Here is a 20,116-nt window from a genome sequence, read left to right as displayed (position 1 = left end):
TATTTAGTCTTCCGCAGCGATTTTTAACAGACCCGAGAGGGCTTCGAACACAGCCTGACGACGGATACTGTCGCGGTCACCGTCAAATTGAAAACAAACACTATGGACGCCGCCACCGTGCAGACCCCAACCAATCCAGACCGTCCCCACCGGCTTTTTATCTGAGCCCCCGCCCGGGCCAGCGATACCGGTAATGGCGATGCTGTAATCAGCCCGGGAATATTTCAGCGCACCAAAAGCCATTTCCTCCACAACCGGCAGACTCACAGCCCCATTTTTTTCCAGTGTGTCAGCAATGACGCCCAGTTGCTGTTGCTTGGCGGCGTTACTGTAGGTGACGAAACCACGATCGAACCAGGCTGAGCTGCCAGCCAGATCGGTGCAGCTTTTTGCGACCCAGCCACCAGTGCAGGACTCGGCGGTAACCAGCATCCTGCCTTGCATAATCAGCAGCTCAGCGACTTGTTCAACCAGTTGATAGAGCGAAGCGTCAGAAATTTTATTCATGATATAAACTATGCCGATGACTCAATCTCAAAATCATACACCGATGATGCAGCAGTATCTGCGTATCAAGGCGGAACATCCTGAATATCTGTTGTTTTATCGCATGGGCGATTTCTACGAGTTGTTCTTTGATGATGCGCACAAAGCTGCAGAACTGCTCGATATTACGCTGACGGCCCGTGGCAACAGCAACGGTGCGCCGATTCCCATGGCGGGAGTCCCTTATCATGCCGCCGACAGCTATTTATCAAGACTGATCAAGCTGGGGGAATCGGTAGCGATTTGTGAGCAGGTCGGTGATCCGGCAAAGAGTAAAGGACCGGTCGAAAGGAAAGTAGTCCGGGTGCTGACACCGGGCACGCTCACAGAAGAAGCCTTGCTCGACAGTCGTCATGAAAACCTGCTGGTTGCGGTGAGCCAGCACAAGGGCCGTTTCGGTCTCGCTTCTGCAGAAATCAGTAGTGGCCGTTTTATCGTCAGCGAAATTGAAACAGCGACCGACCTGCGCGCAGAACTGGCCCGGCTGCAACCGGCAGAGTTACTGATCTGTGACACGGATATCGCAGCTTATCCGCAGTTTGAAAAATGCCTCCGGCCTTTACCGGAATGGCACTTTGAGCAGAAGGCGGCCCGCAGGCGACTCTGTGAACACTTCAAGGTCTCGGATCTGCAGGGATTTGGCTGCGATGACATGGACTTAGCGGTCAGCGCGGCAGGTTGCCTGCTTAATTACGCTCAGCAAACGCATCGTACGGCCTTACCGCATCTGCGGCAGATCACGGTGGAATATGCCCGAGACAGTATCCGGCTGGATCCGCAGTCCAGACGCAACCTGGAACTGGAACAAAACCTGTCGGGCGGTCGTGAACACACCCTGATTTCCGTTCTGGATAGAACTGCGACGCCGATGGGAGCCCGATTGCTCAGACGCTGGCTGATGCGGCCAATTCGTGACACGCGGGTGTTAAAACTACGTCAGGAGGGCTTTCAGCAGTTTATCGATCAGCAAAATGGTGATGACTGCCATGGACTGATGCGGCAGTTGGGCGACATCGAGCGGATTCTGTCACGTATTGCGCTGCGCAGTGCCAGACCCCGTGATCTGATGCATCTGCGTCGCATGCTGGAGATGCTGCCGGAAATGCATGTTTTGCTAAAACCGATGAGTAGCCTTCACCTCCGTCATCTTGACCGTACGCTGGGTCACTTCAGCGAACTGAAACAACTTCTGCAGCGGGCGTTACTGGATGAGCCACCGGTACTGATTCGTGACGGCGGTGTTATCCGTCCCGGTTACCACGCTGAACTGGATCGGCTGCGCGATCTGCATCAGAATGCCAGCGGCTTTCTTGATAATGTCGAAAAGCAGGAGCGTGAACGCACCGGTGTCAGCAGTCTGAAAGTCGGCTATAACAAGGTACACGGTTATTACATCGAACTCAGCCGTGCCCATGATATTGAGGTTCCCACGGAATATGTACGCCGACAGACACTGAAAAATGCTGAGCGTTACATCACGCCCGAGCTGAAAAGTTTTGAAGAACAGGTATTGAGTGCCAATGAAAAAGCCCTGGCACTGGAAAAGTCACTCTATGATGAACTGTTCGACAAGCTGGCTCCGGAATTACCCGCATTGGCCCAATCAGCGTCCGCGCTGGCCGAACTCGATGTCCTTGCCAATCTCGCTGAGCGGGCAGAAACACTGGACTATGTGGCCCCGACATTCACGGATGAGACCGGTATTGAAATTGAAGCCGGTCGTCATCCAGTCGTTGAAACCAGTCAGTCTGCGCCTTTCTGCGCCAATGATCTGAAATTGTCCTCCAAACAGCCGGTGCTGATTATTACCGGCCCCAATATGGGCGGTAAATCGACTTATATGCGTCAGACAGCGCTAATCGTTCTGATGGCTCATATGGGAAGCTTTGTCCCGGCGAGCAGGGCAGTGATTGGTCCGGTTGATCAGGTATTCACCCGTATCGGTGCCTCAGATGATCTGGCTTCCGGGCGCTCAACTTTTATGGTGGAAATGAACGAAGCCGCCAATATCCTCAACAACGCGACAAAACACAGTCTGGTTCTGATGGATGAAATCGGTCGCGGCACCAGTACTTTCGACGGGCTGGCACTGGCCTGGTCCTGTGCAGAGAAACTGATTCGTGATATCAGCGCTTATACACTGTTTGCCACCCACTATTTTGAAATGACTCAGCTCCCTGACTTGTTTGATAAGGCGCGTAATGTCCATCTTGATGCGATTGAACATGGCGACAAAATCGTCTTTTTGCATCAGCTTAAAGACGGCGCAGCCAATCAGAGTTATGGTTTGCAGGTAGCACAGCTGGCTGGGGTACCGGGTGATGTCATATCAGCTGCCAGGGTCAAGTTGCAGCAGTTGGAGCAGTACCGGTACCAGGGCGAGGAGAGCAGAAAGCTGCCGCAGCCGGATTTATTCAGCAGCACCAGCGAGCCATCTGAACTGGAAAAACGCCTTCAAAGGATTGATCCAGATGACCTGAGTCCGAAACAGGCGTTGGAATTACTCTACGAACTCTGGAAACTGTCGAAAGCAGATTCCTGACGAATGCTTTTATATCCGCAGATTACACCGATGGACACAGATTATTGTTGAGGCGTTTGCATAAACAAGATGCTTGAGAGCGCTGACACCTGAGCACGAAGCAGGGTTTTCATCGCTGTAAAGCTGCGTTAATCAGCGAAATCTGCGGATAACTGAGGGTTTTAATGCAAATGCTGCTTTTTGGCATTCATAAATTCGCCCAGTTTTTCCGGACGGGGTGGCATCTGTACATGAAAGCCCTGTGTTTCCAGATTATTGATGACCGCGGCGACATTCTCCCGCGCCAGTGGCCGCTCCGGACTTAATTCCAGTTCCATGACGAATATCGGCTCTTTGCCCATGGAGTCGTAGAGTGACTGTGGAATATCGGAAAAATCATCTTTTTTAACGATGTAGAGATAGAGTTCTTCTTTCTTGCTGCTTTTATAAATGTAGGTCTTCATCGGGGCTATCGTGTGAAACTCATGAAATGGGGGGATGATAGATAATCTGCACTACCGTGCCAGCCGGGTCATAGCAATAAAAACTGCGGGCACCATCACGATGCGTGCGTGGTGCATTGCGCATCTTAACGTTTTTTGACTGCAAAAAATCGAACCAGCTGTCGACTTCATCCATGGTAGGAATAATAAAACCGATATGATCCAGTTTTTGCTGTTCCGGTGAGGCAGGAGTGACTTCAGCCCGATGCAGAGCGAGATTGTCATTACCTGAAGTCAGGTAGACATTATCCTCATCCGGACGCCATTCGACTGTCATTCCCAGACAATCAACATAAAATTGCTCACAGGCTGCCAGATCGGTAACAAACAGGGCGACATGCCGCATGCCACCGGTTTTCCCGGGTCGTTCCATTAATCCTCTCCAAATACGTGTTGGCAGCATTGCTGCCAGATTGCTGAACCGAATTGATGCTCTATCACCAGCGGTAGCGCAACGGAACCGCACTGCAGTAACTTGTCATGAAATGCTCTCAGTTCCTCACCATCCGCCGGCTGAACGATATAACGCAGTGCATTAATGAGTGCCCAGCCCACGGCATAGCTCATCGGCACAGTGGGGGCCTGACTATACCAGTTGCACTCAGCCATGGCCTGCGCCTGAGTGAAGCCGAGTTTATCAACCATTTCCGCTGCAGCCTGCTCAAGCGTCCATTCACCGGTATGAATGTTGACATCAATGATGATACGCAGCGCCCGCCAGAGCCTGTCTCTGAGCATCACGATGTTCTGACCCGGATAGCGATCAAAACCCTGCTCCAGCATCATTTGCTCACAGTACAGGGCCCAGCCTTCGTAAAGTGTGGCACAGGGAAACAGTCGTCGTAGCAGTGCGGAACCCTGGTCAGATTGATTCGCGGTGACAAACTGCAGGTGATGACCGGGCCAGGCCTCATGCACGCTGGTCTGGGCGATGGCGGCGAAATTATGTTCCTTCAGCTCGGCATCACGACTGACCGGGGTCACATAATAAAATGCGCTTTGACTGAGGTCGGCGATGCTGGGATCCAGATAAGCTGCAAAAGGTATTTGATGTCTCAAAAAGCCAGGGGTGTCGACAACATTCAGATGCTGCCGTCCAGGTAAGGTGACCAGGGCGTTCGCCTTGAGGAAATCCCTCGCGGCCTGCATCTCCTGCTGGTAGCTGTCCAGCAGTTGGGAGGCGCTTGGGTGATGGGCCCGGATACGGGCCAGGGTCAGCCCGCTGTCCTGTTCCGCTTTTTTGAGTTCAGCCGAAGTTTGTGCAAACAGTTTTTCACCAAATGCGCTGAGCTTCTGGGCACTGATAGGCAGAAAATGGCGGTAATGCAGCAGGCGCTCAAAGTGCTCTCGACCACAGGCAAAATCACCCTGTGCATGGTTTTGCAGGCGGGTTAGCGAATGGTGCAGGTCTTCCATCGCTTTACCGGCTTCATGGAGCGCGGTGTCGATAGCCTGATGCTGCAGCAGAGCTTTCTGTACCCGCGGGTGATCAGAGAGTTCATGACAGAACTGCACGCCAGCTTCACATTCCTGAATGGCCATTTCCAGCCATACCGGTGGAATGATGGCCGGCTTGAGATTCAGGTAAGTTTTGGCTTCTCTGACACGTCCCGGCACTTTTTGCAGCCGGGACAGCAGTGCCAGACTGAAACTTTCCAAAGGTCGGATAGTTAGTTGATGCAGGGCATCAATCGGCAGAAAAGCGGTTGGATCTCGATAACGCCAGTCGTGCTCCATCATGCTGTGGTGTTCCAGCAGCGCCCAGCCATGCAGAACCTGATAGTTGAGCAAGCGATCGGCGTCCAACGCTGTGATATTGATCTCGTCCAGCGCAGCCAGACATTTTTCATTCAGGACCAGTTGAATGCCCTGACTGGCATCGTCACAGGGTGTCAGCTCACCGGCATAATCCTCGATGCCGGCATCCAGTGCGGTTTCCGGATTAAACCGGCACCAACTGGCAAGATAACTTTCCTGTATTCGGTCGAATGTGTGACTGTTATCAGTCGACATCAATAATCTCGTAGTCATGGGTGATGGTGGCGGTCTTGGCCAGCATCAGCGTAGCTGAACAGTATTTTTCAATAGACATGTTGATGGCACGCTCCACAAAATTGGGTTTGACCTCTTTGCCTGTGATTTTGTAATGAACATGAATGTTGGTATAGACCTTGGGGACTTCCTCACTGCGCTCACCATCCACTTCCACTACGCAGTCACGGATATCCTGACGCGATTTTTTCAGAATTTCCACCACATCAAAAGCCGTGCAGCCGCCCATCCCGAGTAACAGCAGTTCCATGGGGCGCATACCGGTGCCGTGACCACCCGCTTCTTCGGGACCGTCCATGACTACCGTGTGACCGGTACCGGATTCGCCCAGAAACATCACATCTTCTACCCATTTCACTCGTGCTTTCATTAAAATGTTTCCCAAAGTTGATAAATAACTTTAATTTTGCCATATTTGTGAAATCGAAAACGAATTATCACCGTTTGCAACTGTATACTGCCCGCCGGGTTTCAAATTGGAATAATGGATGGAATATCACAAACATAAAGCCTTGGAAGAAGGTCTTGCCGACTTCTTTCACAGTTGTCACAGCAAATTTTATCCTGCAAAAAACATCATTATTCGGCCCGGTGACCCAGCAGATACGCTCTATTACATCCGTGAAGGTTCTGTCACCGTCTGCATGGAAAATGAAGAGGGTGAGGAACTCATCGTGGCCTATCTCAATCAGGGCGACTTCATCGGTGAAATTGGCTTCTTTTCTGAAGTCGGCGACAGAATGGTCACCATCCGTGCCAAGACCGATGTCAGAACCGAAGAGATTTCCTATCAGCAAATCCGTACCCTGGCCGACAGCCAGTTGAAAAACTGTTACCCCACCTTGCTTTATACGCTGGGTGAGCAGATGGCTAAACGCCTGTTGTCGACCACCCGCAAAGCCACTGACCTGGCGTTTCTGGATGTCGCCGGCCGGGTAGAGGCCGCACTGGCAGAATTATCTGCTCAGCCTGATGCGATGCGTCATCCTCATGGCACTCAAATCAAGGTCACCCGTCAGGAAATCAGCCGCATGGTGGGCTGCTCCCGTGAAATGGTCGGCCGCGTCTTAAAAGAGCTGCAGGAAGGCGGTAAAGTCTGGGCTCACGGTAAGACCGTGATTGTCTACGACGAGGTCCACCGCGTCTCTACGCCTGTTATCAAGAAGCTCTGACGCTCTCCATGTCTCAATAAAACAGCTGCTTTAACTGCTGGCCCGGATCGTCAGCGCGCATAAAGGCTTCCCCGACCAGGAATCCATTGACATTATTGTCGCGCATCAATGTAACGTCTTCCGGTGTGTGTATTCCGCTCTCAGTGATCACAATGTGACCATCAGGAATCCGAGGCAGCAGTGACAGTGTGGTGTCCAGCGAGGTTTCAAATGTTCGCAGATTGCGGTTGTTGATACCAATCAGGGGCAGGTTCAATACCAGTGCCCGTTCCAGTTCATCCAGATCATGCACTTCTACCAGTACGTCCATGCCCAGTTGTAGTGCCAGTTGGCTCAGATTTTCCAGTTGATTATCGTTGAGTGCCGATACAATCAGTAAAATACAATCTGCATTGATCGCCCGGGCTTCGAAAACCTGATAGGGATCGATAATAAAATCTTTACGAATAACCGGCAGGCTGCAGGCTTTACGCGCCTGCTGAAGAAACTCCTCATGGCCCTGGAAAAAGTCACGATCAGTCAGCACTGACAGGCAAGTGGCACCATGTTTGGCATAGCTCTCTGCAATTTCAGCCGGTCTGAAATCTTCTCGTAACAGGCCTTTACTGGGCGAGGCTTTCTTGATTTCAGCGATGATGCCAGGCTCACCGTCAGCGATCTTGCGCGACAGAGCCTCAACAAAGCCCCGCGGTTTATCCGCATGCTCAGCCAGTTGCTGCATGATGGCCAGCGGTATTTTTTTGCTGCGTTCAGCAATTTCTTCCTGTTTGCGTTCAAGGATCTTGACCAGGATATCCGGGGTGTTTTCACTCATAATGATCTTCTAGCTCCGGCTGCTGACAATCAGCGCATTCAGTTTCTGTGAGGCGGCACCCGAGTCGATGACTTCGGCTGCTTGCTTGATTCCCTGTTCCAGGGTCGCTGCAATATCGGCCACATAAATCGCGGCGCCGGCATTGAGAACGACAATATCGCGGGCCGGACCGGTTTCTCCGTTAAAGATGGCTTTGATGATGTCGAGGCTGTCAGTGGCATTCTTGACTGACAGGCCTTTGACATCACTGCGGTTGAGGCCAAAGTCTTCAGGTTTGATGGTGTAGCTGGAGATTTCGCCGTGTTTGAGTTCGGCGACGTGCGTTTCGGCACCGATGCTGATCTCATCCAGTCCGTCTTCAGCGTGAACCACTAACACATGTTTGCTGCCCAGTTTTTGCAGCACTTCAGCCATTGGCACCACCCATTTCTTGTCATACACCCCCAGGACCTGGTGCGGGGCGCGGGCGGGGTTGGTGAGCGGACCCAGCAGATTGAATACGGTGCGAACACCCATTTCACGGCGCGGGCCAATCGCATGCTTCATGGCACCATGATGTTTCTGAGCAAACATAAAGCCGACACCGACGGTTTCGATACAGTGTTTGACCTGTTCCGGCGTCAGTTCCAGGTTCACGCCCGCTGCTTCCAGCACATCGGCACTGCCGGAACTACTGCTGATAGAGCGGTTACCATGTTTGGCGACCTGAGCGCCGGCTGCTGCAACAACAAAGGCACTGGCGGTCGAGACATTAAAGGTACTGGCACCGTCACCGCCAGTGCCGCAGGTGTCGACCACATGTTCGCCCTGAATATCAACCGGCGTTGCCAGCGAACGCATGACTTCAGCAGCCGCGGCAATTTCGGTCACGGTTTCACCTTTCATGCTCAGTCCAATCAGGAATCCGCCGATCTGTGCCGGGGTGGCATGACCGGTCATGATCTGATTCATGACATCACGCATCTGATCGGCACTGAGATCCTGACGCTGGGTGACGAGTTTAAGTGCAGCTTGAATATCCATGCTCAGGTCCTATCGATCAAGAAAGTTCTTCAGCAGTTCATGACCCTGTTCGGTCAGGATAGACTCGGGATGGAACTGGACACCCTCAATGGGCAAGGTCTTGTGCTCGATACCCATGATCTCGTCCATCTCGCCGTTTTCAGTTTCAGTCCAGGCGGTGATGGTAAAGCAGTTCGGCAAAGTCTCTTTCTTAACCACCAGAGAGTGGTAGCGGGTGGCTTCCAGTGGGTTATTCAGACCACGGAAAACACTGGTATTGTTGTGGTACACCTTAGAGGTTTTGCCATGCATGATCTCACGGGCGTGAACCACATCGCCGCCGAAAACCTGTCCAATCGCCTGATGGCCCAGACATACGCCCAAAAGTGGCTTTTTACCGGCAAAATGTTTAATCACCGCCATGGAGATACCGGCTTCATTCGGTGTGCACGGACCGGGGGAGAGCACGATTTTATCCGGGTTCAGGGCTTCAATCTCTTCAATGGTGATTTTGTCGTTACGGTGCACCACGACTTCCTGACCCAGTTCAGCAAAGTACTGCACCAGGTTGTAGGTGAAAGAGTCGTAATTATCAATCATTAACAGCATAAATTAGGGTCCCGGCTCAGCCTTCAGCGTGCGGATCGGCTTCCAGGCCAGCTTCCGCCATGGCAACAGCGCGGAAAATCGCTCTTGCCTTATTCATGGTCTCTTTCCATTCCAGTTCAGGAATCGAATCATAAACGATACCGGCCCCGGCCTGGATATGCAGCGTATTATCTTTTATCACGGCAGTGCGGATGGCAATCGCCGTGTCCATATTACCGGACCAGGACAGGTAACCGACGGCGCCGGCATAGACGCCGCGTTTGACGGGTTCAAACTCGTCAATGATTTCCATGGCCCTTACCTTGGGGGCACCACTTACGGTGCCGGCCGGGAAGGTGGCGCGGAGGGCGTCAATGGCAGACATGTTGTCCAGCACCTTGCCGGTCACATTGGACACAATATGCATCACATGTGAGTAACGCTCGATCACCATTTTATCGGTGAGCTCAACCGTGCCGGTCTGACTGACGCGGCCGATATCGTTGCGACCCAGATCAATCAGCATCAGATGCTCAGCGAGTTCTTTGGGATCGGCGAGCAGTTCCTGTTCCAGCGCAGTATCTTCCTCTTCGGTCTTACCGCGACGGCGGGTACCGGCAATCGGTCTGACGGTGACCTCCTGATCTTCCATCCTGACCAGAATTTCCGGTGAGGAACCGACCACGTGGAAGTCTTTGAGGTTCAGGTAATACATGTAGGGGGAGGGGTTGAGCGTGCGCAGTGCCCGGTACATATCGACCGGCTCTGCCGCAAACGGAATCGAGAGTCGCTGTGACAATACCACCTGCATGATATCGCCGTCGTTGATGTATTGCTTTGCTTTTTTAACCGCGTCAATAAAGCCGTCATGGGTAAAGCCGGAGACAAAGTCTTCTTCATTGACCCGTCGACGTTCACCGTGACGCTGGAACCTGGGCGTGGTGTTGCGCAGTGTTTCAATGAGTTTATCCAGCCTTGCCTGCGCTCGATTGTAGGCATTGTCCTGAGCGGGATCGGCATGAACTATCAGGTACAGTCGACCACTGAGATTATCAAACACGACCAGTTCATCCGACACCATCAACATGATATCGGGACAACCCAGTGGGTCAGGTGCCCGCGCATCGCCTAGTCGGGGCTCAACGTAGCGCACGGTGTCATAGCCGAAGTAGCCGACCAGACCGCCGTTAAACTTGGGAAGCTGGCCAGTTTCAGGGACCTTGTAACGTTGCTGGAACTGTTCTACCCAGCCCAGCGGATCGTCACTTTTGTCGGTTTCGATGATATCGCCCTGATGTTCAACGCTGATATCGAAACCATGAACGCGAACCACTGTTTCACAGGGCAGGCCGATGATCGAATAACGTCCCCACTTCTCCCCTCCCTGAACTGATTCAAACAGGTAAGAGTAGGGCGCATCTGCCAGCTTAAGATAAGTACTGAGCGGCGTATCGAGATCAGCCAGTACTTCCCGGGCAAGCGGGATGCGGTTGTAGCCTTCAGCGGCGAGTTGTTCGAATTCTGACTGTTTCATCGCTTCTTTCTAAAATAAGTTTTCCAACTCTGCAAAACTGTCAATGACGACATCCGGATTGGCGCTACGGATATCGGCACCGTGATTGTAGCCGTAACTCATACAAACTATCCGGAATCCGGCAGCGCGGGCCGCTTCGACATCACTGACCGAGTCACCAATCATCAGGGCTTTATCGGGGCTGACCCTGAAAAACTCGGCGCCGTACAGCAGTGGTGCCGGATGGGGCTTTTTCTGCGGCAGGCTATCGCCGCTGATCACCACCTCAAAAAACTGCCGAATCCCAAGAAAATCCAGAAGCGGCAGGGTGAATGCTTCGGGTTTGTTGGTCACGCAACCCAGTTTAATCTGTCGCGACTGCAACCATCTCAAACCAGTTTCGACATCGGGATAGAGATGACTGAGCCGACAACTGTTATCCTTGTAAAGTGTCATGAACAAGGGCAGAGCCTTATCGTACAGAGCCGGATCAGGCTCAGCATTCATGTCACCGGTGAGAGCCCGTTTAATCAGTTTCTCAACGCCGTTCCCCACCCACAACCTGACATCGTCTTCGCTACAGGTCGGGCAATCCAGCGCTTCCAGCATGCGCGCAGTACACCAGGCCAGATCCGGCACGCTGTCGACCAGCGTGCCGTCCAGATCAATCAGTACGACCTCGGGAGGGGGTATGGCCATGAAACGTCTTAAACGTTGGCTTTGGCCAGTTCCTCACGCATTTCAGCAATGATGCTCTCATATTTGTTGGGATCACTGTCTTTGGCAGCACCGAATACGGCGGAACCGGCCACGAATGTGCGGGCACCGGCTTCAGCGATTTCACGGATGTTTTTGACGTTGACGCCGCCATCAATTTCCAGATCGATGTCATAACCACTTTCGTCGATCATTTTGCGTGCCTGACGCAGCTTATCCAGTGTATGTGGAATGAACTTCTGACCACCAAAACCGGGGTTGACTGACATCAGCAGAATACGGTCGACTTTGTCCAGCACGTGTTCGGCCAGAGACAGTGGCGTAGCCGGGTTGAATACCAGACCGGTTTTGCAGCCTTCTGCTTTAACCAGTTGCAGACTGCGGTCAATATGCTCGGAGGCTTCGGGGTGGAAGGTGATGAAAGTCGCGCCGGCTTTGGCAAAGTCAGGGATGATTCGGTCAACCGGTTTGACCATCAGATGGACGTCGATTTCATGCGTTACACCGTGCTTACGCAGCGCGTCACAGACCAGCGGACCAATGGTCAGATTGGGCACATAGTGATTGTCCATGACGTCGAAGTGAACGATGTCGGCACCTGATGCCAGTACGTTATCGACTTCTTCACCCAGGCGGGCAAAATCCGCAGACAGAATAGACGGAGCAATTTTGAATTCAGCCATGTTGTTCTCTCTTAAAACTTTAGGTTTAGAAATGCTGTATAAACCCGATACTTTACCGTATCAGGTCTGATTTTTCAGCTTTTGAAAAGATTCCGCAGTCATTATACTGGGGATGGCATTAACGAGAGGGTGGAGCGTGGTTTGCAAAAGGTTTTAAAAAGCGGTCTTCTGGCGGCGATATTTGTGTTGAGTCAGGGTCTCGCAACCGCCGAAGATGACACCAAACCCGCGCAGGTAGACAGCTCTGTCATCAGCCAGGCTGGTGAGGTCAACGGTTACCTGGCGCTGCCGGTAGGGGATACCCGTATCGACGCGACACTGATTAATGATCGACTGGGCAAGTCTTACGGGAAAGTACTGATTCTGCATGACAGCAATGCCGGCATCGATAGTCCGGGCTTGATCAATACCCTGCGTGAGGGGTTGCCTAACTCGGGCTGGACAACCATGACGGTGGCGCTGACTTACCCCAGAGAACCTGGCATTTTTCTCTCCAGTAATGCTGCATCCATGGCTCAGCCGACAGTCGATGCCAGTCAAGCAAGCGCCGGCTTGCCCGCTGATAATGCAACAGCTGACCAAGACCCGGACACAGAAAAAAAACCTGAACTGCCGGATAATGCGACCCGTCTCAACGCCGCACTGGCTTATCTTGATTCACAGCAAACGGGTACAACCGTTGTTCTGGCTCTAGGTGAGGCCGCGCGTCTAACCGATGCGCTGGCCGAACAGATGGGAGAACAACGTGGTTTAATCTGGATTCGTCCCATGCTTGAGCTTGAGGCTATGCCAGCAATTACACCCATACTTGATATTGCGCCTACTGTGCCCGGTTCAATGAATAATCTGGCCAGAGACCGTCTGGTTTTTATGAAGCAACAGCAGACCACAGCGTATGACCAGCGACGCATTAACGGTGCCGGCTTTCGCTTCTATGGTTTTGAGTCCAGGGTATTGAGTTATGTGCGTGGCTGGCTGCACAAACAGTTCGTCAGCGAGGAACCGAACTGATGCGCATATACGGCGATGGTACGCTGATTCACCAGGCTCAGACTGACGATGGCGTGATCGAGGTAGTAGATAACGGTGACAGCCGCTCGTTGCATTTCGGTACTTATCCCAGACAGAGCAGTATGCGGCTGAGTGATCCGGCCCATCTGGCGTTGAGTTACACACAGTCGATGATGGGCTGCCTGCTGCTCAATCCCATCCCACGGCGGGTGCTGGTGATTGGTCTCGGTGGTGGCTCGCTGGTCAAATTTCTGCTGCAACATTTCCCCCAGTGTCAGATCGATGTCGTCGAGTACCGCCGTGATGTCATTGAGGTGGCCGCACATTATTTTAATGTACCGCTGACCGACCCGCGACTTAACATTGTGCAGGGCGATGGCTATCTGCATGTCAGTCAATTGTTCTACGAAACAGATTTGAGCTACGACTTGCTTTTGGTTGATGCCTACGATCACAACGGCATGGCAGCCAGTGTCGGCGTACAGCCTTTTTTTGATGCCTGCAGCGGCATTTTGACTGCCGATGGTGTCATGAGTATCAACCTCTGGGGCAGCGAGAGAGATTTATTCAATACCACCATGCAGCGTATTAACCAGAGCTTTGCGGGCCGCTCGATGCTGTTGCCGGTGGAGAATAAAGGCAACGTGATTGCGCTTGCTACACAGTTTGAGGTCAATCACCGCGACCTCAAGCTGCTGCGCGCTAAGGTCGATGAGTGGGAAATGCGTTACCGGATTAACCTGCCCAAGGCCTTACAGAATCTGATTCGACAGAATCGTAACTTTATCAGTCGCTTATTTGCCTGATGCCGGAGTCGCTGTTTCTCTATCTTGGATTACTGCTGGTCACCGGTCTGCTGCTCAGTCTGGTCGCTGCGCGTTTTAACCTGCCCCGAATTGCGCTTTATGCGCTAGCCGGCTTGATCTGGTCGCAGGATTCACTCGGCGGTGTGTTTGAGCTGCAATTGGGCGCGGGCTCTGCGCTACTCACCGATACGGCGTTGGCACTGATTGCCTACCTGATAGGCGGATCGGTCACGGCCAGACAATTGAAAAGGCTGGGTAGTACCATTGTGTTTTGCACTGTCGGTGAGGTCTTGGGTGCTGCAGTCGTCGTTTTCCTGTCTGTCTGTCTGTTTCTGTCAGGCCAAGCTGAAGTCATCCTGATTGCGGCAGCACTGGCGGTACTGGCGGCCAGCACGGCGCCCGCCGCCACCGTTGCCGTTATTCATGAATATCGCAGTCGGGGTCCACTGACGACGTCGCTGCTCGGTGTGGTGGCCCTGGATGATGCGATCGGTATCATCCTCTTCTCTCTGCTGTTGGCGGCAACTACGGGCAGCAGCGTCACCGGTGTGATGTCGATGGCGCTGATAGAGATCGGTGGGGCATTATTACTGGGTGCGGTACTGGGCTGGGCTCTGGCCGGTTTCGGACATCGGGTGCGCAATCCGCATTTCTTTTTACCCATGGTGCTGAGTACGGTAGTGCTTTCTCAGGGGCTAGCAGAGGTGTGGCATTGTTCTCCGTTGCTGACTGCGATGACACTGGGCTTTGTGGCCCGTGCCACCTTTAAATCCGGCGGTGAGCGTTTGCTGGCACCGGTTGAATATCTGGAAGAATTCGTATTTCTGGTGTTTTTCACCCTGGCCGGGGCGCATTTTGATCTGGATGTTCTTTTGAGTGGTATCGGGCTGGTCCTGATTTATGTGCTGGCCAGAGTGCTGGGTAAGATGGGCGGGACTAACCTCGCAGCCCGTTTTATTGATGCGCCTGAGCCGGTGCGAAAGTATATCGGACTTGGCGTGGTGCCGCAGGCAGGTATTGCGATAGGTCTGGCACTGTCCTTACTCAATCATCCCGTGTTTGAGGAAAGCGGGCTGCTGATCGTGAATGTGATTCTGGCCAGTACGCTCATCTACGAACTGCTGGGCCCGTTTGCCACACGCTATGCGCTGCAAAAAGCCGGGGAAATCAAAGGGGAGTCAGGTTATGAGTGAACGTATTATCGAACTCACTGTGGCCGAGTGGCTGCAGGCGCATCCTAACGCCCTGGTGACGGTCTCGGCGGATACCGGCCTGAGAGATATTGTGAAGACGCTGATCGAGCATGATTCACGCGATGCTTACGTGCTGGAAAATGGCAAGGTAAAAGGCCATTTGAGTTTCAATAAACTGGTCAATCATCTGTTCTGCCATGACCGACCGGTCCATTCCCACCGGCAATTATTTGCTCAGGTTGCAGCGGCCACAGCCGGTGAGTTGATGGACCCACACTTCGCCTACTGCCGGGAAAATGAAAAAATTAATCAGATTTTGCACAGACAGTTGCAGACGGATGTCACTGATTTGGTAGTATTAGCAGCGGATGAGGCTCCAACCGGGGTCGTCAAACTGACTGAAGTAGTGCGGGAAAGTCTTCAATGAAAAAATTGTCGGTTTCAAGCTTGTTGATAGTGATGTTGCTCGTCTGGCAGCTACCTGCCTCGGCGACAGGGGACTACAAACTGCTGGTTAAGCGTTCGGAACAGCGTTTGATTGTGCAGAAAGATGGTAAGCCAGTGCGCAGTTTTCACGTGGCGCTTGGCAGTGGCGGTAAGAGCGGCAAGTTGCAGGCCGGCGATCGTAAGACCCCACTGGGTGAATATCACATCTATCAGGTTCGTGACAGCGACCGTTTTCACTTATTCATTCAACTGGATTATCCCAGCGTTCGGGATGCCATCAACGCCCTGAAAGCCGGGCGTATCAGCAAAAAAGAATACCGCGGTATTCTCGATGCACATATTTTCGGTCAGCTTCCGCCGCAGAATACCCCTTTGGGTGGTGCCATCGGCATCCATGGTATTGGGGTGGAAACCAAAGATAAACTGGAAATTCACGAGCTGGCCAACTGGACCCAGGGCTGTATCGCACTTCGCAATAACGAAGTGGAACAACTCACTCGCTACATCGACAAAGGCACTACCGTCACCATTACCGACTGAACAGTCGTCAAAACCCTGCTTCAGGTATTTGAATTTGGTAGAATAATGCCACTTTCTGTTTGACCCTCCCGAGGACCTGATGCAAGCCGCACCCGACCTGTTTTCCTATCGTAAATTCTGGGCACATCGTTTCGGTATTGCCCCCGAATTGCCGATGTCGCGTGAAGAAATGGACGCGCTGGGCTGGGACTCCTGCGACATTATCATCGTTACCGGTGATGCTTATGTTGACCACCCCAGCTTCGGGATGGCCCTGATCGGGCGTCTGCTTGAATCTCATGGTTTTCGTGTCGGCATTATTTCTCAGCCCGACTGGACCAGCGCTGAGGATTTTCAGAAGCTGGGCAAGCCCAACCTGTTTTACGGGGTCACCGGTGGCAATATGGATTCGATGGTCAACCGCTACACCTCAGACCGTAAAATCCGCAGTAATGATGCCTATACCGCCGGTGGTGAGGGTGGAAAACGCCCTGATCACAGTGTTGTGGTTTACAGTCAGCGTTGTCGTGAAGCCTACAAAGGGGTGCCGGTCGTTATTGGTGGCATTGAAGCCAGCCTCCGCCGTATTGCCCACTATGACTACTGGTCGGAAAAAGTGCGCCATAGCGTTTTGATGGATTCCAAAGCCGACCTGCTGGTTTATGGCAATGGTGAACGCCAGGTAGTGGAAATTGCACATCGTCTGGCCGCCGGGGAAGCGGTGAAAGACCTCACCGACATTCGCGGTACCGCCTACATGACCAAGCACGGCCGCAGAGACGGGTGGTGGGAGAAAGACTCCACCTCGGTCGATACCCCCGGCAAGCTCAATCCGCCGATTGATCCCTATCAGATGCAGACCGAAGCCAGTTGTGCCGAGGAAAAAGCCCGCACAGAACAGGAAAAAGCGGAACAACCTGCAGGCAATGTGATTAAGATCCACCGGGTCTCACCGCGAAATGCCGATAAAACCGTGATCCGGCTGCCGGCCTACAATCAGGTCAAGGATGATCCTGTTACCTATGCCCATACCTCACGCATCCTGCACCTGGAAACCAATCCGGGGAATGCCCTGGCACTGGTGCAGCAGCATGGAGACCGCGATGTCTGGCTCAATCCGCCACCGATTCCATTAACGACCAAGGAAATGGATGCGGTCTTTGATTTGCCCTATAGCCGCGTGCCGCATACTACCTACGGCAAGATGAATATCCCGGCTTACGAGATGATTCGTTTCTCAGTCAATATCATGCGTGGCTGTTTTGGTGGCTGTACCTTCTGTTCGATTACCGAGCATGAGGGACGCATCATTCAGAGCCGAAGCGAAGACTCGATTATCAAGGAAGTGGAAGCGATTCGTGACACCACGCCCGGTTTTACTGGCGTGATTTCCGATCTCGGCGGCCCCACCGCCAATATGTATCGTCTGGCTTGTAAAGATGAGGAAATTGAAGCCAGTTGTCGCCGACTGTCCTGCGTTTATCCCGGCGTCTGCAAAAACCTGAATACCGATCACACGCCACTGATTAATCTCTACAAGCGTGCCCGCTCATTGCCGGGCATCAAGAAAGTTCTGATTGCTTCCGGTCTGCGGTATGACCTGGCTGTTTTGTCGCCGGAATACGTCAAAGAACTGGTCACACATCATGTCGGCGGCTATCTTAAAATCGCGCCGGAACATACTGAAGACGGGCCTTTGTCGCAGATGATGAAGCCGGGCATCGGTACCTACGACAAGTTCAAACAGATGTTTGATAAGTACTCGAAGGAAGCGGGTAAAGAACAGTATCTGATTCCATACTTTATTGCTGCCCACCCGGGCACCACGGATGAAGATATGATGAACCTGGCGATTTGGCTGAAACGCAACGGTTTCCGTGCCGACCAGGTACAGGCCTATCTGCCGTCACCAATGTCTGCGGCGGCAGCCATGTATCATTCCGGTAAAGACACCTTACACAAGGTGCGGCGTAAGGGCGGTGATATTACCGTGCCTAAAGGCCTGAAAGTACGTCGTCTGCATAAAGCCTTCCTCCGCTATCACGATCCGGAAAACTGGCCGATGTTGCGCGAAGCACTGAAAAAAATGGGTCGGGCGGATCTGATTGGTAATGGCAAGAAACACCTGATCCCTACCTGGCAACCCGCCGGGACGGGTGAACGGGGCGAAGGTGCGCGGATCAGCCGCAAAGCCAAAGCCGGCCGAGGACAAAGCCGACCTTTCAAAACACAACATACCCGTCCGGGTAAAACCAAGGTGAAAGCTGCCCGTCGTCGTCGCTGATAGATTGAATAAAAAAATATCTTATTTGCGAAACATTCGCCTTTGTTCAGGGTCAATCTTCACTATTCGCACGTTAATATTGAGGTAAGGATGCCAGATAAGCCGTCAAATCGACGCTACGATGTTTTTTCGGTATTGCTCCACTGGAGTGTTGCCCTGTTTACCATTGCCCTGTTTGCTTCAGGTCTGTGGATGGTCGACCTCGGATACTATGATGACTGGTATTATCAGGCACCCTGGTGGCATAAGGGGATTGGTGTCGTCACTGCCGTGCTTGTGCTGTCGCGTTGGGGGTGGCAGCGACTCAGAATAGCGCCTGCCGAGATCAAATCGATACCGACCTGGCAACGCATCTCGGCCCGTGCCGCGCATCTACTGATGAATCTGGCCATTCTTCTACTTTTCGTGACCGGGTATCTTATTGTCACCGCCAAGGGGGATCCGCTTGTGGTGTTCGATTGGATTGCCATTCCTGCTTTAATCAAAGACGATAGCGGCTGGATTGACTGGGCAGGGCGGCTACACCTCTGGATTGCCTGGTTTATTATCGCGCTGGCCTCAATTCATGCCCTGGCTGCGTTGAAACACCACTTCATTGATAAAGACGCCACACTCAAGCGTATGTTTGCCATTCCATCAGGAGATGATTCATGAAAAAAACTTTATTCGCCCTGTCTTTTCTGGGACTTTCTTCCATGCTGCCGGCACAGGCTGCAGAGTATGTGATTGATACAGAAAAAGCACATGCCTTTATCGACTTTCGTATTCAGCATCTGGGTTTCAGTTGGATGAGTGGTCGCTTTAATGATTTTGCCGGGACCTTCAACTACGACGCAGAACAACCGGAAGCGTCGGATATTGATGTCGTCATTGATGTGGCCAGTGTCGATACTAATTTTGCCGAGCGTGATAAACACTTACGTGAGAAATTTCTTCACACCGACAAATACCCTGAAGCACGCTTCCAATCCAAATCTGTCGAAGTGAAAGAGGATGGCAGCATGGTAATGGTCGGGGACTTTACGCTTCATGGCGTCACCAACGAACTGGTGATTCCGATTGAAAAAGTGGGTGAGGGTGATGATCCCTGGGGCGGATACCGTGTCGGCTTCGTTGGTGAAACCAAATTCACCATTGCCGACTACGGTATTGATGTGACTAAACTGGGCCCTTCAGCAGAGGAGGTTTATCTGACCCTGTCGATTGAAGGTATTCGTCAGTAATCACACCTGTTTGGCCAGCTCATAGAGCCGGTCAAACTCTTCCGGCAGGCTGTTTACTGGTAACGATTTGCCCGCACGGCGATACCAGTAGGCAGCGTTGCCGTTATCTCCTTCTACGCGGTGCAGATAGCCATGCACCATGCACGCGAGTCTGTCTTCGTAGATCTGTATTGTGCTGTGTGCGCTATCCCAGTCGCCCTGCGCAGCCAGTTCCAGAGATTGTAAGTGTTGTGTTGCCATCGTCATCTCCTCCCAGAAATGTTCTGACAACACTATGCTATAACAGATTGATATAAATGAAAAATATGTGGTTTATAAGCTTTCGCTTTGGTATTGCTCAGGGCTGGCCTGCCAGCAGCAAAAGACCGCCAATAACAGCGAAAGGGGAAGTTACCACCACAAACAGTAGTCGTGCCAGTTCTCTCAGAACATAGATTGCATCGACAATCAGCATTAACATAGCGCCTCCCCGCACCATCGAATCAACTGCTTTGCATTATAATGCGCGGTTGTGACAGCCAA

At 52.4% G+C, this 20,116-nt stretch carries 23 protein-coding genes; 10 read left to right on the top strand and 13 right to left on the bottom strand.

What is annotated here, in order from left to right; all coding sequences use genetic code 11:
- Positions 1-3 precede the first annotated feature (3 nt).
- Positions 4-507, bottom strand: coding sequence for a nicotinamide-nucleotide amidase (pncC, locus tag OMQ46_RS05590; RefSeq protein WP_266235127.1), 504 nt, complete (start codon positions 505-507; stop codon positions 4-6).
- A 16-nt stretch (positions 508-523) separates the two neighbouring features.
- Between pncC and mutS the strand changes: the two genes are divergently transcribed.
- On the top strand, positions 524-3,088 hold the full coding sequence (gene mutS, locus OMQ46_RS05585; protein ID WP_266235129.1) for a DNA mismatch repair protein MutS: 2,565 nt from the start codon (positions 524-526) through the stop codon (positions 3,086-3,088).
- A 161-nt stretch (positions 3,089-3,249) separates the two neighbouring features.
- Here mutS and OMQ46_RS05580 read toward each other — a convergent pair whose 3' ends face one another.
- Genes OMQ46_RS05580 through OMQ46_RS05565 form a run of 4 tightly spaced genes read right to left on the bottom strand, consistent with a single transcriptional unit; the run spans position 3,250 to position 5,992 of the window.
- Positions 3,250-3,531, bottom strand: coding sequence for a YcgL domain-containing protein (locus OMQ46_RS05580; RefSeq protein ID WP_266235131.1), 282 nt, complete (start codon positions 3,529-3,531; stop codon positions 3,250-3,252).
- A gap of 19 nt (positions 3,532-3,550) precedes the next feature.
- Entirely contained in the window at positions 3,551-3,943 is a 393-nt protein-coding gene (locus OMQ46_RS05575; RefSeq protein WP_266235132.1) for a VOC family protein, read from the bottom strand.
- Positions 3,943-5,601, bottom strand: a complete 1,659-nt coding sequence (locus OMQ46_RS05570; protein WP_266235134.1) for a DUF885 domain-containing protein — start codon at positions 5,599-5,601, stop codon at positions 3,943-3,945. The genes OMQ46_RS05575 and OMQ46_RS05570 overlap by 1 nt, the downstream gene beginning before the upstream one ends.
- Positions 5,573-5,992: an OsmC family protein gene (locus OMQ46_RS05565; protein WP_266235136.1), complete on the bottom strand. Its 420-nt coding sequence runs from the start codon at positions 5,990-5,992 to the stop codon at positions 5,573-5,575. Before OMQ46_RS05565 ends, OMQ46_RS05570 begins: the two co-directional genes overlap by 29 nt.
- Before the next feature lie 118 nt (positions 5,993-6,110).
- Here OMQ46_RS05565 and crp point away from each other — a divergent pair, with 118 nt between their 5' ends.
- Positions 6,111-6,794, top strand: coding sequence for a cAMP-activated global transcriptional regulator CRP (crp, locus tag OMQ46_RS05560; protein ID WP_266235137.1), 684 nt, complete (start codon positions 6,111-6,113; stop codon positions 6,792-6,794).
- Between the two features lie 13 nt (positions 6,795-6,807).
- Here crp and trpC read toward each other — a convergent pair whose 3' ends face one another.
- From trpC to rpe, 6 genes are read right to left on the bottom strand one after another with little or no spacing between them, the layout of a single operon-like run.
- Positions 6,808-7,608: an indole-3-glycerol phosphate synthase TrpC gene (trpC, locus tag OMQ46_RS05555; protein WP_266235139.1), complete on the bottom strand. Its 801-nt coding sequence runs from the start codon at positions 7,606-7,608 to the stop codon at positions 6,808-6,810.
- A gap of 9 nt (positions 7,609-7,617) precedes the next feature.
- Positions 7,618-8,631 carry an anthranilate phosphoribosyltransferase gene (trpD, locus tag OMQ46_RS05550; protein ID WP_266235141.1) on the bottom strand — a complete coding sequence of 338 codons (1,014 nt, stop codon included), beginning with the start codon at positions 8,629-8,631 and terminating at the stop codon, positions 7,618-7,620.
- A 9-nt stretch (positions 8,632-8,640) separates the two neighbouring features.
- The gene (locus OMQ46_RS05545; protein ID WP_266235143.1) at positions 8,641-9,219 is read right to left on the bottom strand and encodes an aminodeoxychorismate/anthranilate synthase component II; all 579 of its coding nucleotides are present in this window, start codon (positions 9,217-9,219) and stop codon (positions 8,641-8,643) included.
- Positions 9,220-9,235: 16 nt separating this feature from the next.
- A complete protein-coding gene (trpE, locus tag OMQ46_RS05540; protein WP_266235144.1) occupies positions 9,236-10,732 on the bottom strand; it encodes an anthranilate synthase component I in 1,497 nt (498 codons plus the stop codon).
- A gap of 9 nt (positions 10,733-10,741) precedes the next feature.
- Complete coding sequence (locus OMQ46_RS05535; protein WP_266235146.1) at positions 10,742-11,410, bottom strand: phosphoglycolate phosphatase; 669 nt, start codon at positions 11,408-11,410, stop codon at positions 10,742-10,744.
- Between the two features lie 8 nt (positions 11,411-11,418).
- Complete coding sequence (rpe, locus tag OMQ46_RS05530) at positions 11,419-12,111, bottom strand: ribulose-phosphate 3-epimerase (RefSeq protein ID WP_266235148.1); 693 nt, start codon at positions 12,109-12,111, stop codon at positions 11,419-11,421.
- A 141-nt stretch (positions 12,112-12,252) separates the two neighbouring features.
- Between rpe and OMQ46_RS05525 the strand changes: the two genes are divergently transcribed.
- The 8 genes from OMQ46_RS05525 to OMQ46_RS05490 all read left to right on the top strand — a co-directional run bounded on the left by OMQ46_RS05525 (position 12,253) and on the right by OMQ46_RS05490 (position 19,594).
- Positions 12,253-13,122 (top strand): DUF3530 family protein, encoded by an 870-nt coding sequence (locus OMQ46_RS05525; protein ID WP_266235149.1) that lies wholly within the window; start codon positions 12,253-12,255, stop codon positions 13,120-13,122.
- Positions 13,122-13,928, top strand: coding sequence for a spermidine synthase (locus OMQ46_RS05520; protein ID WP_266235151.1), 807 nt, complete (start codon positions 13,122-13,124; stop codon positions 13,926-13,928). Before OMQ46_RS05525 ends, OMQ46_RS05520 begins: the two co-directional genes overlap by 1 nt.
- Positions 13,928-15,121 (top strand): cation:proton antiporter, encoded by a 1,194-nt coding sequence (locus tag OMQ46_RS05515; protein ID WP_266235152.1) that lies wholly within the window; start codon positions 13,928-13,930, stop codon positions 15,119-15,121. Before OMQ46_RS05520 ends, OMQ46_RS05515 begins: the two co-directional genes overlap by 1 nt.
- Entirely contained in the window at positions 15,114-15,548 is a 435-nt protein-coding gene (locus OMQ46_RS05510) for a CBS domain-containing protein (RefSeq protein WP_266235154.1), read from the top strand. Before OMQ46_RS05515 ends, OMQ46_RS05510 begins: the two co-directional genes overlap by 8 nt.
- Complete coding sequence (locus OMQ46_RS05505) at positions 15,545-16,108, top strand: L,D-transpeptidase family protein (RefSeq protein WP_266235156.1); 564 nt, start codon at positions 15,545-15,547, stop codon at positions 16,106-16,108. The genes OMQ46_RS05510 and OMQ46_RS05505 overlap by 4 nt, the downstream gene beginning before the upstream one ends.
- A 79-nt stretch (positions 16,109-16,187) precedes the next feature.
- Positions 16,188-18,371 (top strand): YgiQ family radical SAM protein, encoded by a 2,184-nt coding sequence (locus OMQ46_RS05500; RefSeq protein WP_266235158.1) that lies wholly within the window; start codon positions 16,188-16,190, stop codon positions 18,369-18,371.
- Between the two features lie 90 nt (positions 18,372-18,461).
- Positions 18,462-19,025 (top strand): cytochrome b, encoded by a 564-nt coding sequence (locus tag OMQ46_RS05495; protein WP_266235159.1) that lies wholly within the window; start codon positions 18,462-18,464, stop codon positions 19,023-19,025.
- Positions 19,022-19,594 carry a YceI family protein gene (locus tag OMQ46_RS05490; RefSeq protein WP_266235161.1) on the top strand — a complete coding sequence of 191 codons (573 nt, stop codon included), beginning with the start codon at positions 19,022-19,024 and terminating at the stop codon, positions 19,592-19,594. Before OMQ46_RS05495 ends, OMQ46_RS05490 begins: the two co-directional genes overlap by 4 nt.
- Here OMQ46_RS05490 and OMQ46_RS05485 read toward each other — a convergent pair whose 3' ends face one another.
- Together OMQ46_RS05485 and OMQ46_RS05480 are read right to left on the bottom strand one after the other, a co-directional pair.
- Positions 19,595-19,834: a hypothetical protein gene (locus OMQ46_RS05485; RefSeq protein WP_266235163.1), complete on the bottom strand. Its 240-nt coding sequence runs from the start codon at positions 19,832-19,834 to the stop codon at positions 19,595-19,597.
- A 97-nt stretch (positions 19,835-19,931) separates the two neighbouring features.
- Positions 19,932-20,054, bottom strand: a complete 123-nt coding sequence (locus OMQ46_RS05480; RefSeq protein WP_266235164.1) for a hypothetical protein — start codon at positions 20,052-20,054, stop codon at positions 19,932-19,934.
- Positions 20,055-20,116 lie beyond the last annotated feature (62 nt).

The organism is Methylophaga sp. OBS1 (assembly GCF_026319365.1).
This window is presented reverse-complemented; position numbering and strand designations above follow the sequence as displayed.